Genomic DNA, 13,529 nt, shown 5'->3' with positions numbered 1-13,529 from the left:
TCTCTCCCGTCTCAATCAACGGCAGTCTTATACTTCGACGTTTTCCCAGATAAAACCTGCCAAAATAAACCTGTCCCTTTTTGGCAGGTTAGGCGAGGGCTTGGCGCTGAAGCTCGATGAGCTCGGCGATACCCTTATCGCCCAGGTCGAGCAGGGCGTTAAGACGCTTGCGGTCGAAGGGCGCCTGCTCGCCGGTACCCTGGAGTTCGATCATCTCACCGGTGTCGGTGGCGACGAGGTTCATGTCGACCTCGGCGTGGCTGTCCTCGGAATAATCCAAGTCGAGCAGGGTGTTGCCGTCGACGACGCCCATGGAAATGGCGGCAACCTGGCCCGTGAGCGGGATGCGCTCGAGTTTGCCCGCCTCGACCCACATGGCAAGGGCGTCGTGCAGCGCCACCCAGGCGCCGGTAATGCTCGCCGTACGCGTGCCGCCATCGGCCTGGATCACATCGCAGTCGACGGTAACGGTGTACTCGCCGAGCGCCTTCATATTGACGACGGTACGCAGGCTGCGGCCGATAAGCCGCTCGATCTCCATGGAGCGGCCCTTGCGGTTGGCATGCTCGCGCTTGCAGCGTTTACCGGTCGAGGCCGGTAGCATCGCATATTCCGCCGTTACCCAGCCGGCCTTGGCGCCCTTGCGCCAACCAGGCACACCCTCCTCGATGGTGGCGGCGCACAGTACGCGCGTGTCGCCGAACTCAGTCAGGCACGAGCCGTGGGCGTGCTTCATGACGCCGCGGGTGAGCTTAACGGGGCGCAGCTCGTTGGCGGCGCGGCCGTTGGCGCGGTTAACCTGCATGTATTCCATGGAACTATCCTTTCGGCAAAAGATGTGGCGAAGCCTCCGGCGACATTGCGAGCCTAACCGAGTTCGTCGATATCGACATGCTCGATGCTTTTAAGCGGCTGGCCAAAGATAAAGCTACCCGCCACCGCAAACTCGGCAATGTTGTCAGACGTGGTGGCAAAGCGATGCTGTGGCTCGGCGGCATCGCCCGCCAGCTGCTCACGGCGCGTGAGGATATCGGTCAGCTCGCGGGTGGTCTCCTCGGCGGAGCTCACCACGCGCACCCCGGGTCCTAGCGCATGGCGGATGGGACCCACCAGCAGCGGGAAATGCGTGCAGCCGAGTACCACGGTATCGATGCCACGATCGTGCAGCGGCTCGACCGTGGTGCCGACCAGCGCGCGAACGGCTGGCGTATCAAAAATATCCTCGTTCTCGAGCCACTGCTCCTGCAGATGCGCGCCCGAGGCGAGCTCGTGCTCGACGACCTCGACAAAGCTCGAAGCCGGGCAGCCATACACATCGACACCAGCATCCAAATCCTGGATGGCGCGCGTGTAGGCGCCCGAGCGAATGGTGAGGTTGGTGGCGAGCACGCCCACGCGACGCGTACGCGTGCTGTTGATGGCGGCGCGTGCGCCCGGGGCGATCACGCCGATCACGGGAACGTCGAGCACTTGCTGAGCCAGACGCAAGGCCGCGGCGGTCGCCGTGTTACAGGCGATGACCATGATCTTAACGTCGTGCCTCGATAGCCAGCGGCCCGCCTGCAGCGCAAACGAGCGAACCTCGTCCTCGGTGCGGGTGCCATAAGGGCAGCGCTTTGTGTCACCGAAATAGTAGACGGACTCGTGCGGAAGCGCCGTTGCGATCGCGCGCGCGACCGTTAAGCCGCCCAGGCCCGAGTCGAACACGCCGATCGGACGCGTGTCCCCGGCCAGATTATCGATATCGGACATTACCTCACCAGATTCTCTCTCGAAAAATGCGACCATGCGTGATGCGTCGCGCTACGAACGGGCCGCGACCAACAGCTCGGCCGTTGCCGCCCAACCGTCGACAATCTTGCCGCGCGTTACATAGGCATTGTCGCAGGCGTCCAAGAACTCCGGGGCACCGGCGCTCGTCAGACCGTTCTCGACCAGGCAGAACATGCCAACATGGTCGGCCATGTAGAAGTCGGACTCGGAGTCGCCGAGCGCAAGCGTCTCCTCGCGCTCGATCCCCAGGTGCTCGCAGAAGCGCGCAATGGCAACGCCTTTGTTGAGACCCGCCGGATTGATGTTGAAGGCGCGGCCGTCCTCGACGCGATTAAGCTCGAGCGTCGTCGGCTTGGACAGGTGAGTCAGATGGCCGTTGCAAGCCCAGACCAGACCGCAGCCGGCCTCGTCCAGGATGGCCTGGACCTCATCGTCGGGCACATCGCCGCGCATGCCGACGGTGACCTCACGGTACTTGTAGCCGGTCGACATGTCGTTGTGGTATTCGATCTTGTGCGGCCAGCGGGCAAGGATCTTCTCGCACACGCCGGTCTGCTCGATCACCTGGTGCGGCGTGAGACCGCAGGCGGGGTCGTAGGGCATGTCGCCCGTCAGGTACTCCCAGTCGTTGGCCTTGAGGTCGTACATGACCAGGCCGCCCATCTCGCCGATGTAGGAGTTGAGGCCGAGCACGCGGGCGTCCTCATGGATCATGGTGCGATTGCGACCCGAGGTGGGAACCACCTGGATGCCGGCACGGGCGAGCGCGACAACCGCCTCGACGAGCTTGGTCGAGGGATTGCCGTCGTTATCGCGCAGCACGCACGAGCCGGGGGCGAGCATCGTGGCGTCCAGATCGGTAAAGACATACTTGACCTTGGCAAGGCGCTCGCGCATCTCGCCCGAAAGCTCGGCAACGGTCGGCAGGATGTTGTGGGACATGGTCACTCCGTTTACATAGAAGGGGCTGGTCTAGGCGTCGTACGCCGCAAGGGTGCGCTTGAGAATCGAACCGTCGCGCTCACAAGGCTCGGGTCCGTTCTTGCGCAGCATACACTCTTCCTCGCCCTTACCGGTCACGATGACCACGGCAGGACGGACAGTTTCGCGCACGGCAGTCTTGATAGCGGCAACGCGATCAGTCACGATTTGCCAGTTATCATTTCCCTGCGCTTGAACGTTGCGCGCGATCTCGGCGCAGATGTCCTCGACATCCTCGGGGCCGGGGTCATCCTCGGTAATCACGATTCGGTCGGCATACTTGCCAGCGGCGATGCCCATCGTGGTGCGTCGATCGACACCCTTACCGCCCGTAGCGCCAAATACAACCGCCAGCTCGCGCTCGGGATAGTTCTCGCGCAAGTCGCGCAGGAGTGTCTCGAGGCTCATGCCGTTATGTGCAAAATCGACGATGCCCAGGATTTTGCCCGATACGGACGGATAGAGCTCCATACGACCGGGAACGAAGACGCCCTCAAAGCCATGGACGATACCCTCTTCGGAAATGCCCAGGGCCTCGGCGCAGGCAATAGCGGCAAGCGCGTTGGACACATTGAACTTAACCGGCGTGGGAATCACAATGTCACGCGTAAAACGGGGCGTGCGCACCGTTGCCACCACGCCGCAGTCGCCATTGCGAATCGCCAGCGCAAGCACGTCGGCACGCTCGTCGGTCAGGGAGAACGTCACCGTACGTTCGCAACGAGATGCCGCCTCGAGCACGCGATCGACCTTATCCATATCGAGATTGACCACGGCAAAACGGCTCTGCAAGAAGATTTTGAGCTTGCTGGCAAAGTAATCCTCGAGCGTCGGATGCTCAATCGGCGAAATGTGATCCTCGCCGATATTGGTAAAGGCGCCGACTTCAAAGTCAATCTTGCCCGTACGCTCGTATTTGAGGCCCTGACTCGATGCCTCCATAACCAGCCACGGAGCACCCGCCTCCGCAGCATGCGCGATGCGAGACTGCAGCAGGAAGGATTCGGGGGTCGTCAGCTTGGAAGGGCCCGTCTCGATGCCGTCGTCGAACTCAATGCCCGTATTAAGAGCGGGTCGATGACAGCCCGTAAGCTTGGCCTCGTTGGCGAGGATGCCGCGCAGATAAAAGCTGCAGGTCGACTTGCCCTTGGTGCCTGTAAAGGCGCAGACCTTCACCTTACCCGACGGGTGCCCATAAAAGGCATCTGCCACCACGGCGAGCGTGCGACGAATATCGCTCACAATCACCGCGGGAAGATCAACATCGTAATCGACCTCGGAAACGTAGGCCACGGTGCCATCGGCGATTGCCGAAAGCAGGTACTCGCGCTTAAACGCACGGCCCTTGCAGACAAACAACGTGCCCGGACGCACCTGGCGCGAGTCATCAGTCGCAAACTCAATGCGCTGGTCGCACGAAGCGCTCGGTCTGGAAACAACAAGGTCATCTTCCTCGAGCAACTCTATATAGCGCATCAGAGTTAGCTTCTCTTGTGTCGGACTCGACATACAAAGACCTCTCTCGCTAAATTCAGCCTTAAAGGGCAGAAGACGTCCCGCGGCAGAAACGATGAAACATTCTGTATTATCAACCATCCTAATATGCCACCTGACCTTACGCGCATCACAGCCTTCTAAAAAATTGCATGGACTGTGCCGTGGTCTAATAAATGGCAACGGTGTTCACCCCGTGTAAAAACAAGGAAATCTGGGTGCTGTTCTTTAACATAGCGTTCGCAACCACGGCCCGCCGCTTCGTCTGAAGATCGGGACGTGGTTTTTTCGGTTCGCTCGGCGCTTATGCCCTATCACGAAACAAAAGATTGGCATGATAGTAAAGATTATTTGACATCAGCTGCCACAATCCTTGCGGCAGTACACCTGAGCCGTCAGCAGAAAGGATCTTGCATGTGCGGTTTTGTCGGTTTTACCGGTACAGATGAACAGAGTGAGCTGGTTCTCACGGCCATGATGAATCGCATCATCCACCGTGGTCCCGATATGGGCGGCCAGCATATCGTCGACAACGTTGCCCTTGGCTTCCGTCGTCTTTCGATTCTCGATCTTTCCGAAGCTGGAGCCCAGCCCATGTCGAGCGACGACGGCAAGGTCACGATTGTCTTCAACGGAGAGATCTACAACTTCCAGGAGCTTCGCGCCGAGCTGGAGGCGGCCGGCTACGCCTTCCACTGCAACGCTGATACCGAAGTCCTGGTACACGGTTACGAGGAGTGGGGCGAGGACCTGGTCAACCGTCTGCGCGGCATGTACGCGTTCGTGATTCACGACCAGAACAAGAACAAACTCTTTGGTGCTCGTGACATCTTTGGTATCAAGCCGTTCTATTACTACCAGGCATCCGATGGCTCGCTGCTGTTTGGCTCCGAGATCAAGAGCTTCCTGGACCATCCCAAGTTTGAGAAGGCTGTCAACCACGACGCGCTGCGCCCCTACCTGACGCTGCAATTCCCCGCCACGGAGGAGACCTTCTTTAAGGGCGTGTTCAAGCTTGCCCCGGCGCATTGCTTTACGTATGACCTGACGACCAACACCATGGACATCAAGCGTTACTGGAGCTGTGACTTCACCGACGACAACTCCAAGACCTTCGAGGAGTACGTGGACGAGTGCGACAAGGTCGTGCACGAAAGCGTCGCTGCGCACCGAATCGCCGATGTTAAGGTGGGCTCGTTCCTTTCTGGCGGTGTCGATTCCAGCTACATCGCTGCCTGTCTCATGCCCGACACCACGTATTCTGTCGGCTTCGATTACAAGAACTTCAACGAGACCAACTACGCCGCCGAGCTTTCCGACAAGCTGGGCATCAAGAACGTGCGCAAGATGATTACCGCCGACGAGTTCTTTGATGCACTGCCCGATATCCAGTACCACATGGACGAGCCGCAATCGAACCTGTCCAGCGTGCCGCTGTACTATCTGGCGCAGATGGCTTCCAAGGAGGTCACCGTCGTCCTTTCGGGCGAGGGTGCCGACGAGCTGTTTGCCGGCTATGAGTGGTACGAGGACACCCCCGAGATGCGCACCTTTAAGAAGCGCGTGCCGCTCGGTGTACGTCGCGCCCTGGGCTCACTCGTTCAGCATCTCCCCTACTTTAAGGGTCACAACTTCCTGACGAAATGCGCCGAGGTTCCCGAGCGCTGGTATGTGGGTCAGGCAAAGGTGTTCGATCCCTCCGAGGTCGACGAGGTGCTCAAGCCCGCTTATGACACCGGCAAGAACGCCGCCGAGATGTGCGCCGAGTACTACAAGCAGGTTCCCAACTGCTGCGAGCTTTCCAAGAAACAGTATCTGGATATGAACATGTGGCTACCGGGCGACATTCTGCTCAAGGCCGACAAGATGTGCATGGCGCATTCTCTGGAGCTTCGCGTCCCGTTCCTGGACAAGAAGGTCATGGAGTTTGCCGAGCACATTCCCGCCAACTACCGTGTTAACGAAGAAGGCTGCAAGCTCGTTCTGCGTCACGCTGCCAACCGCACGCTGCCCGACGAGTGGGCAACGCGCAAGAAGGTGGGCTTCCCCGTACCGGTCAAGTTCTGGCTGCGCCAGCAAAAGTACTATGACTACGTAAAGGAATACTTCACCGCACCGTGGGCTGCCGATTTCTTTGACACCGATGCGCTCATGAAACTGCTTGACGATCACTTTGAGGGTCGCGCGCTCAACCAGCGCAAGATCTATACCACGCTGACATTCCTCATTTGGTACAAGCGCTTCTTTATCGACGAGGACAAGGGCGCTGAAGTCGCCGCTTAGTTTTCGTTATGAATTAGCGGTGAACCACGCAGGGTTTCCGCTATACTCAATCCCTGCGGGCGATTGGCGCAACGGTTAGCGCAGGTGCTTTACACGCACAAGGCTGGGGGTTCGAATCCCTCATCGCCCACCACTGAATTGTTAGGCCTCCAGTGATGGAGGCCTTTCTTTTTTGTGCCCGGTACATGGGATTCGAACCCGACAGGGTGCGGAGCTGAGAAAACGCGAAGCGTTTTCCAGCGCAGCACGCGAGGAGCGAAGCGACGAAGCGAGAGCGGGCGGCGAAGCCGCACGCGGACATCCCTCATCGCCCACCACTGAATTGTTAGGCCTCCAGTGATGGAGGCCTTTCTTTTTTTGTGCCCGGTACATGGAATTCGAACCCGCAAGGGTGCGGAGCTGAGGAAACGCGAAGCGTTTTCCAGCGCAGCACGCGAGGGCCGTAGGCCCAAAGCGAGGGCGGGCGGCGAAGCCGCACGCGGACATCCCTCATCGCCCACCACTGATTTGATAGGCTCCCAGCTATGGGGGCCTTTCGTTTTTGGGCCCATCGCAGAGGGATTCGAACCCGTCAACACGTCTGTCACAAAGGCCGTGGCCAAAAAATGGCAAAAATGAGTACTGTTACTAATTTTGTAGCAGCGGTATTTGGATATGACTGGGTAAATCTAGCCTTGAATCAGCGATTTGAAGCCTTTGCTACTAGTTTTCCACTAACATAATTGAACATGTGTGGTCTAACTAATCCTAAATAGTCGGTTTCATATGAGATTCAACTGGTGACAGTACTCATATTTGGCATTTTTTGTCCAGAGGCTCTCCTGACCATTGTAGATTTACGGCAAAAAGGGTTCCAGACCGTCCAAAGATGCATCAAATGACGCACCGACAATCTGGAACCCGTTCAAACTGGCTATGTTTTACTCTCGCTAGGCCAAAACGTCCGACAGGATCTCGATTAGGCTGTCCACGTCGGCCTCTTCGCACACGAGCGGCGGAAGGAAGCGCAGCGTATGTGCGCCTGTAGCGTTGATCACGGCACCAGCCCCCAATGCACGGGCTACAACGTCGTGTGCATCACCCACGGCATCGTCCAGATCGCAGCCGAGCATCAGGCCGCGACCACGCACCTCTACCACATGCGGAAGCTTAGCCAGCGCCTGCTCCATATAAGCACCCACCTTGGCAGCATGCTCGGCAAAATCGCCGCGCACGAGCGCAGAGAGCGTCGCGGCGCACGCCGCGACAGCCAAGCAGCTACCGCCAAAGGTCGAGCCGTGGTCACCCGGCTTAAACACGTCGGCGATCTCCTTCTTTGCCACCACGGCACCCATGGGCACGCCGTCGGCGATGCCCTTGGCAAGGCTCATAATGTCGGGCTCCACGCCATAGGTCTGGAATGCAAACGGCTTGCCGGAGCGGAAGATGCCACACTGGACCTCGTCGGCGATAAGAACGGCGCCCACCTCGTGTGCCAAGTCGTGCGCCGCCGCCATAAACTCCTCGGTCATGGGGTGCACGCCGCTCTCGCCCTGAATCGGCTCGAGCATGACGGCGCAGACCTCGCTTCCCAGCTGCTTAAAGATCGAACGCAGTTCGTCGACATCGTTGGGTGTACAGGCCACAAAGCCACCCGGCAGCGGACGGAAACTGTCCTGTAGCCAATCCTGCATGGTGGCGGCAATGGTCTCGAGCGTACGGCCGTGGAAGCCGCCACGCATGCACACGATGATGTTGCCACCGTTGCCAGCACGCTTGGCGTACAGACGCGCGAGCTTCATCGAGCCCTCGTTGGCTTCGGCACCAGAATTGGCAAAGAACGTCTCCCACACCTGCTCGTCCGCAGCCGGGGCACCGAGCGCAGCGGCCGTGGTCTCGTCGCCGGCGGCAATCGCGTCGGCAAGCACGCATGCACCATCCGCATCATCGTTAGCGAGTTTGGACAGCAGCGCCGCGACCTGGCCACGCTGCTCGATGTAGAAATAGTTGGAGACATGCAGGAGCTTCTTGGTCTGAGCCTCGAGCGCCGACAGCACTGCCGGATTGCCGTGGCCCAGGCTGCACACGCCGATGCCGGCAAGAAAATCGAGGTATTCGCGACCATCGTCGCCGGTGAGCTTCATGCCGTGGCCTTCGACAAACTCGACCGGCGAGCGGCCAAAGGTGTGCATGACGTAATGGGATTCGAGCGATTGCTGAGTTGCAAGTGACATGAGATGCCTTTCGTTGGGCGCCGTACGGCGCAGGGCTATGGGTGCAGGGACGCGACGACCGCGGGTCGGCTAGACCGTCTGGAGCTTCTCGACCTCGTCGAGGTTCTCGGTCAGACGCGCCGCAAACGTCGAAAGCGGATGCGGATGCGTATCGAACTCGTAGGCCGTCTCGGTGGAGTGGATCACGGTACCAACGCCAGCATCGGTCAGCAGCTCCAGCAGCAGCGAGTGCGGCGTCGTGCCGTTGATGATGTGGGCTCGGAACACGCCAGCAGCAAGCGCATCGACGGCGGCGCGCAGCTTGGGAATCATGCCCTTGTCGACTTCTCCGCCGTAGAGCATCTCGTTGACCTCGTCGAGCGTCAGGTTGGAGATAAGCGAGTCCTTGTCGCTAAAATCCTTGTACAGGCCGTCGACATCGGTCAAAAAAATCGCCTTATGCGCGTGAAGCGCCGCCGCAACGGCGCCGGCGGCGGTATCGGCATTGATGTTGAAGAAGCCGCCGTCCTCCCCCGCCGCGACGGTAGCGATTACGGGAATGTACTCGCTATCGAGCAAGCGCTCGATATAGTCGGTGTTGACGTGCGTCACTTTGCCCACGCGACCGAGTTCGGGGTCGAGCGGCTCGGCGATGAGCGTGCCGGCATCACTGCCCGACACGCCTACGGCCAAATTACCGTGGTGGTTGATGGCGGCGACCAACTCCTGGTTAACCTTACCGCCCAGCACCTCGCGCACGATATCCATGGTCGCCGGCGTAGTCACACGCTGCCCGTTCTTAAATTCGACGGGAATATCGTAATGGCTCAGCGCCTCGTTGATGGCCTTGCCGCCGCCATGCACGATGACGGGGCGCATGCCGATGATCTTGAGCAAAACGATGTCACTCATCACGTCGCGGCGCAGTTCCTCATCGACCATGGCGGCTCCGCCATACTTGATAACGACCGTCTTGCCGGTCAGGTTTTTAATCCACGGCAGTGCTTCGAACAGCAGCTGCGCGGTTGCTTCGTTGGATTCGCTCGAACGACAGTCGCGTGCGAATTTCATAATCTGCCTCGTCTTTCGTATCGTTATCACGCTGTGCTTCGCTGTCCGCAATCGCGGCAAGATGCGCAGCGTGCCTGGAATCTAGGAACGGTAGTCGCCGTTGATGGAGATGTACTCGTGCGTGAGGTCGCAGGTCCACACGGTCGTTGCCGCGTCGCCTGCACCCAGGTCGGCCGAGATCACGATCTCGGACGCCTCAAAACGTCGCAGAGCCTCGTCCTCGTCAAAGGGAACAGTCAGACCGTCGCGGCAGACAGGCATGCCCATCATGTCGATGGAAACGTCTTCCTGATTAAACTTCACGCCGCACTTGCCGAGCGCCATGGCAACGCGGCCCCAGTTGCAGTCGTGGCCGGCGATGCAGGTCTTGACGAGCGGCGAGTTGGCGACGGCACGGGCGGCGATATCGGCTTCCTCGTCGTTGGCGGCGCCGGTGACGTTAACCGTCACGAGCTTTGACGCACCCTCGCCATCGGCCGCGATGTTGCGCGCCAGGCTCTCGCACACCTCGTGCACGGCAAAGGCCAACTCGTCAAAGGCGTCAGTGCCCTCGACGATAGCCTCGGTATCAGCGGCAGCAGCGCCAGAAGCAAGCATGATGCAGGTGTCGTTGGTCGAGGTATCGGAATCGACTGTCACCTTATTAAAGGTCTGCTTAACGGTCGAGAGCAGTAGGGTGTGGAGCGCCGCCGGCTCGACGGGGGCATCGGTCGTAATGACCGCGATCATGGTGGCCATATTGGGCATGATCATGCCCGAGCCCTTGCACATGCCGCCCACCGTATAAGCGTTGCCCGCATGGCCCACAGCCTCACTGCGATAGCGAACGGCATACTCCTTGGAGTGCGTATCGGTCGTCATGATGGCACGGGCCGCATTGGCACCGCCATGGGCAGAGAGCGCCTCGTAGGCGGACGGAACAGCCGTCTCAAACGTGTCGATCGGCAGAATCTGTCCAATCACACCCGTGGATGCAACTAGGATCTGCTGGGGCTCACAGCCGATAACCTGCGAGGCGATGTTGCAGGTCTCGCGCGCGCAGGCAAGGCCGGTCTCGCCCGTGGCGGCGTTCGCGTTGCCGGAGTTGATTGAAACACCGGCGATAATGCCATAGCCCCTGTCCGCACCGCCCAGGTTGGCACGGCTCACCTGCACGGGCGCCGCGCAAAAGCGGTTGGTCGTAAACACGCCGGCGCCGGGACAGGGCCTATCGGGCACGACGAGCGCATAGTCCAAGCGCTCGGGATTCTTCCGGAATCCCGCATGGATGCCTGCGGCCTTAAAGCCGGCAGCTGCCGTAACGCCACCCTCGACGGCGCGAATCTTAATATCAATCAGGTCGGTATTCATCGTCCCTACGACTCCTTATATCAGACAAAAAAACGGGCATCGGCTGGCACGCCATACCGGTCGCAATTAGTAGACCAGCTTAAAAGTGGCGCCCAACTCGATACTCGACTACCAAATCGTTAACAATCGAATGTGCTACACCGGGCACGCCACTGTGGGCAAGCCTCGTCGCTCGTCAAAGCCAAAAACGATGTTGGCGCACTGGACCGCCTGGCCTGCTGCACCCTTGCACAGATTGTCGATAGCACCCGTCGCCACCAGCACGCCCGCGCGCTTGTTGAGCGCAAGACCGATCTGGGCAGCGTTGGTGCCGACGACCGAAGCCGTCTTGGGCTGCTGGCCGGCATCGAGCACGCGCACAAAGGTGCGACCGGCGTAGAACTTCTTGTAATGGTCGACGACGTCCTCAAGGGCCAACGTGTCGAGAGTCTGCGGCGCGAGCGGCATCGTCACCGTGGAAAGCAGACCGCGCTTGAGCGGTGCCAAGTGCGGAGTAAAGACGACGCGATCGGTCAGGCCCAGGATCTGCTCAATCTCGGGCGTATGGCGATGCTTGCCCACGCCATAGGCCTCCAGGTTCTCGTCCGCGCTACAAAAATGGGTGCGGGCGTTGCAGGACTTACCGGCACCCGTCACGCCACTAATGGCATCGACGATTACGGGGCCGTTCTCGGCCACCCAGCCCGCACGCACGGCAGGAGCGGCTGCAAGGCTCGTTGCGGTGGGATAGCAGCCGGCGCAGGCGACCAACACGGGCCTGCCAGCGGCATGGCTGGAAGCAGCGGTCCCTAAGTCCTGGCAGAACAGCTCAGGCAGGCCAAAAGCGCGGGTCTTGAGCAACTCAGGGCTCGTGTGCTCGGCGGCATACCATGCCTCAAAGACGGACGCGTCGCTCAGACGGTAATCGGCCGAAAGATCAAAGCAGGAAACGCCTGCGGCAAGCAGTGCAGGCACCTGTGCCATGGCAGCCGTGTGCGGCACGGCAAGAAAAACCGCATCGCAGCTCTTGAGCTCGGGGGCGTCATGCGTGGTGAAAACCAGGTCGCTCACGCCAGCAAAGCTCGGATACACCGCGGACAGCGGCTGGCCGGCATCGGCGTTGGACGTAATGGCCACAAGTTCAAACTCGGGATGGCCGAACACGAGGCGAATGAGCTCGGCTCCGGCATATCCAGCCGCGCCGACGATTCCAACCTTCAAAGACATATCAGACTCCTTGTCTGCGATTTATGCACCGATGCGCATTTCGCAGCGGTCGTTATGAAGTGGGTTGAAACTTTAGCACCAAAAGATGCATGAATACGTAAATGGCTTGCGTGTTCATGCATTGAAACATTCCCGACACATTCGCTTGAAGGAATTGACAAATGGAGCGGGCCCCGTATTGCCCGGCACCCATAACGGCGCCGGGCAATACGGGGCCCGCCCATGCGAAAATTAAGTTGTTAGGAAGAGCCAGCTGGCTAGAGCTCGACCGGCACCCATTTGTCGTGATTGCAGATAAAAGCCTCAGGATCCTCGACGCTAAAGAAGACGAGCGTGGGGTCGTTAGGTCCCTCATAGTGCTCGCTCAAGCGCTCAAGATGCTTCCATCCGGCCTCGCGCATTTCGCTCGAAGCCCGGTCGTCCAGCCCCGCACGTCCGCGCAGGATCAACCAACCATGGCCCGGCCACCAACTCGTGGCCTCAAAGCGCTGGTTTTGCAGAAGCTCCTGCCACACGTCTTTGGTGCGCGCCGTCACAAACCACAGCTTGCCGTCCTGAATCTGTGCAAACGAGAACGGACGCACATGCGGCTGCCCGTCCACACTCGTCGCCAGATACCACGCCGGCACCGACGTCAGATACTCCAGCACCGTATTCAATCCGTCCACGTTTCCTCCTGTCACCTGACCAGTCTTTTTGGAATGGGTAGTCAATTTGGGAAATTAGAGCTCGAGGAGCTCTTCGCTGCCGTCGATATCGCAGAACCGCGCAGCGATGTTGCGGACCGAGAAGAATGCAAGGCGGCCGTCGTTGGCACTATCGTGTTGCTCGCCAATGCCCACCATGTGCTTAAAGCCCGCTTGGCGCACCTTGTCGCTCACGAATGCATCGTCCTCGAGCGCGGCCTCGCCAGTTAACACGATCCAGCACTCCCCCGGCTTCCAGCCCGATACCTCAAACTTGGGATTCGCGCTCAACTCCGCCCACACGTCCTTGTCGCGCGACGTGCAAAACCACAGCTTGCCGTCATCGACCATGGCAAACGAAAACGGCCTCACGCGGGGCTGATACCCGTCGCTCGCATCGGTCGTGGCAAGATACCACGCCGGAATGCGCCTGAGATACGAGCAGGCGCGCTCGAGCTGAGCCGTGCGATCGATGTCGGTCATAGAGACCCCT

The 13,529-nt window shown here is 59.7% G+C and carries 11 protein-coding genes and 1 tRNA gene; 2 read left to right on the top strand and 10 right to left on the bottom strand.

Features of this window, described 5'->3' with window-relative positions; all coding sequences use genetic code 11:
* Nucleotides 1-88: 88 nt before the first annotated feature.
* From rph to NBH09_RS00145, 4 genes are read right to left on the bottom strand one after another with little or no spacing between them, the layout of a single operon-like run.
* Nucleotides 89-814, bottom strand: a complete 726-nt coding sequence (gene rph, locus NBH09_RS00160; protein ID WP_250786731.1) for a ribonuclease PH — start codon at nt 812-814, stop codon at nt 89-91.
* Nucleotides 815-867: 53 nt separating this feature from the next.
* Nucleotides 868-1,752 (bottom strand): glutamate racemase, encoded by an 885-nt coding sequence (murI, locus tag NBH09_RS00155; RefSeq protein ID WP_138113159.1) that lies wholly within the window; start codon nt 1,750-1,752, stop codon nt 868-870.
* 51 nt (nt 1,753-1,803) lie between these two features.
* Complete coding sequence (locus NBH09_RS00150; protein WP_250786730.1) at nt 1,804-2,715, bottom strand: HAD family hydrolase; 912 nt, start codon at nt 2,713-2,715, stop codon at nt 1,804-1,806.
* A 30-nt stretch (nt 2,716-2,745) separates the two neighbouring features.
* On the bottom strand, nt 2,746-4,230 hold the full coding sequence (locus NBH09_RS00145) for a Mur ligase family protein (protein ID WP_250786729.1): 1,485 nt from the start codon (nt 4,228-4,230) through the stop codon (nt 2,746-2,748).
* Nucleotides 4,231-4,662: 432 nt separating this feature from the next.
* Between NBH09_RS00145 and asnB the strand changes: the two genes are divergently transcribed.
* Both asnB and NBH09_RS00135 read left to right on the top strand, forming a co-directional pair.
* Nucleotides 4,663-6,531 carry an asparagine synthase (glutamine-hydrolyzing) gene (gene asnB, locus NBH09_RS00140; RefSeq protein ID WP_250786728.1) on the top strand — a complete coding sequence of 623 codons (1,869 nt, stop codon included), beginning with the start codon at nt 4,663-4,665 and terminating at the stop codon, nt 6,529-6,531.
* A gap of 57 nt (nt 6,532-6,588) precedes the next feature.
* Nucleotides 6,589-6,664 (top strand) — tRNA-Val (locus tag NBH09_RS00135).
* A 796-nt stretch (nt 6,665-7,460) separates the two neighbouring features.
* Here the strand turns inward: NBH09_RS00135 and NBH09_RS00130 are convergent.
* From NBH09_RS00130 to NBH09_RS00105, 6 genes are all read right to left on the bottom strand, one after another.
* Nucleotides 7,461-8,744 (bottom strand): aspartate aminotransferase family protein, encoded by a 1,284-nt coding sequence (locus NBH09_RS00130; protein ID WP_250786727.1) that lies wholly within the window; start codon nt 8,742-8,744, stop codon nt 7,461-7,463.
* A 69-nt stretch (nt 8,745-8,813) separates the two neighbouring features.
* On the bottom strand, nt 8,814-9,794 hold the full coding sequence (gene argB / locus NBH09_RS00125) for an acetylglutamate kinase (protein ID WP_250786726.1): 981 nt from the start codon (nt 9,792-9,794) through the stop codon (nt 8,814-8,816).
* Between the two features lie 81 nt (nt 9,795-9,875).
* Nucleotides 9,876-11,144: a bifunctional glutamate N-acetyltransferase/amino-acid acetyltransferase ArgJ gene (gene argJ / locus NBH09_RS00120; RefSeq protein WP_250786725.1), complete on the bottom strand. Its 1,269-nt coding sequence runs from the start codon at nt 11,142-11,144 to the stop codon at nt 9,876-9,878.
* Between the two features lie 135 nt (nt 11,145-11,279).
* Nucleotides 11,280-12,350: an N-acetyl-gamma-glutamyl-phosphate reductase gene (gene argC, locus NBH09_RS00115; protein WP_250786724.1), complete on the bottom strand. Its 1,071-nt coding sequence runs from the start codon at nt 12,348-12,350 to the stop codon at nt 11,280-11,282.
* Between the two features lie 257 nt (nt 12,351-12,607).
* Nucleotides 12,608-13,018, bottom strand: coding sequence for a pyridoxamine 5'-phosphate oxidase family protein (locus tag NBH09_RS00110; RefSeq protein WP_250786723.1), 411 nt, complete (start codon nt 13,016-13,018; stop codon nt 12,608-12,610).
* 54 nt (nt 13,019-13,072) lie between these two features.
* On the bottom strand, nt 13,073-13,519 hold the full coding sequence (locus NBH09_RS00105; RefSeq protein ID WP_250786722.1) for a pyridoxamine 5'-phosphate oxidase family protein: 447 nt from the start codon (nt 13,517-13,519) through the stop codon (nt 13,073-13,075).
* Between the last annotated feature and the right edge of the window lie 10 nt (nt 13,520-13,529).

Origin of the sequence: Collinsella sp. BG-O-102, from assembly GCF_023656745.1 — a bacterium.
Taxonomy (GTDB): Bacteria; Actinomycetota; Coriobacteriia; order Coriobacteriales; family Coriobacteriaceae; genus Collinsella.
Note: the sequence above shows the minus strand (reverse complement) of the source record. Positions and strands in the feature narration are given on the sequence as shown.

Excerpts from the sequence above, each read along its gene's own strand:
- rph (WP_250786731.1), bottom strand. The coding sequence starts at position 814 with ATGGAATACATGCAGGTTAACCGCGCCAACGGCCGCGCCGCCAACGAG.
- murI (WP_138113159.1), bottom strand. The coding sequence starts at position 1,752 with ATGTCCGATATCGATAATCTGGCCGGGGACACGCGTCCGATCGGCGTG.
- NBH09_RS00150 (WP_250786730.1), bottom strand. The coding sequence starts at position 2,715 with ATGTCCCACAACATCCTGCCGACCGTTGCCGAGCTTTCGGGCGAGATG.
- NBH09_RS00145 (WP_250786729.1), bottom strand. The coding sequence starts at position 4,230 with ATGCGCTATATAGAGTTGCTCGAGGAAGATGACCTTGTTGTTTCCAGA.
- asnB (WP_250786728.1), top strand. The coding sequence starts at position 4,663 with ATGTGCGGTTTTGTCGGTTTTACCGGTACAGATGAACAGAGTGAGCTG.
- NBH09_RS00130 (WP_250786727.1), bottom strand. The coding sequence starts at position 8,744 with ATGTCACTTGCAACTCAGCAATCGCTCGAATCCCATTACGTCATGCAC.
- argB (WP_250786726.1), bottom strand. The coding sequence starts at position 9,794 with ATGAAATTCGCACGCGACTGTCGTTCGAGCGAATCCAACGAAGCAACC.
- argJ (WP_250786725.1), bottom strand. The coding sequence starts at position 11,144 with ATGAATACCGACCTGATTGATATTAAGATTCGCGCCGTCGAGGGTGGC.
- argC (WP_250786724.1), bottom strand. The coding sequence starts at position 12,350 with ATGTCTTTGAAGGTTGGAATCGTCGGCGCGGCTGGATATGCCGGAGCC.
- NBH09_RS00105 (WP_250786722.1), bottom strand. The coding sequence starts at position 13,519 with ATGACCGACATCGATCGCACGGCTCAGCTCGAGCGCGCCTGCTCGTAT.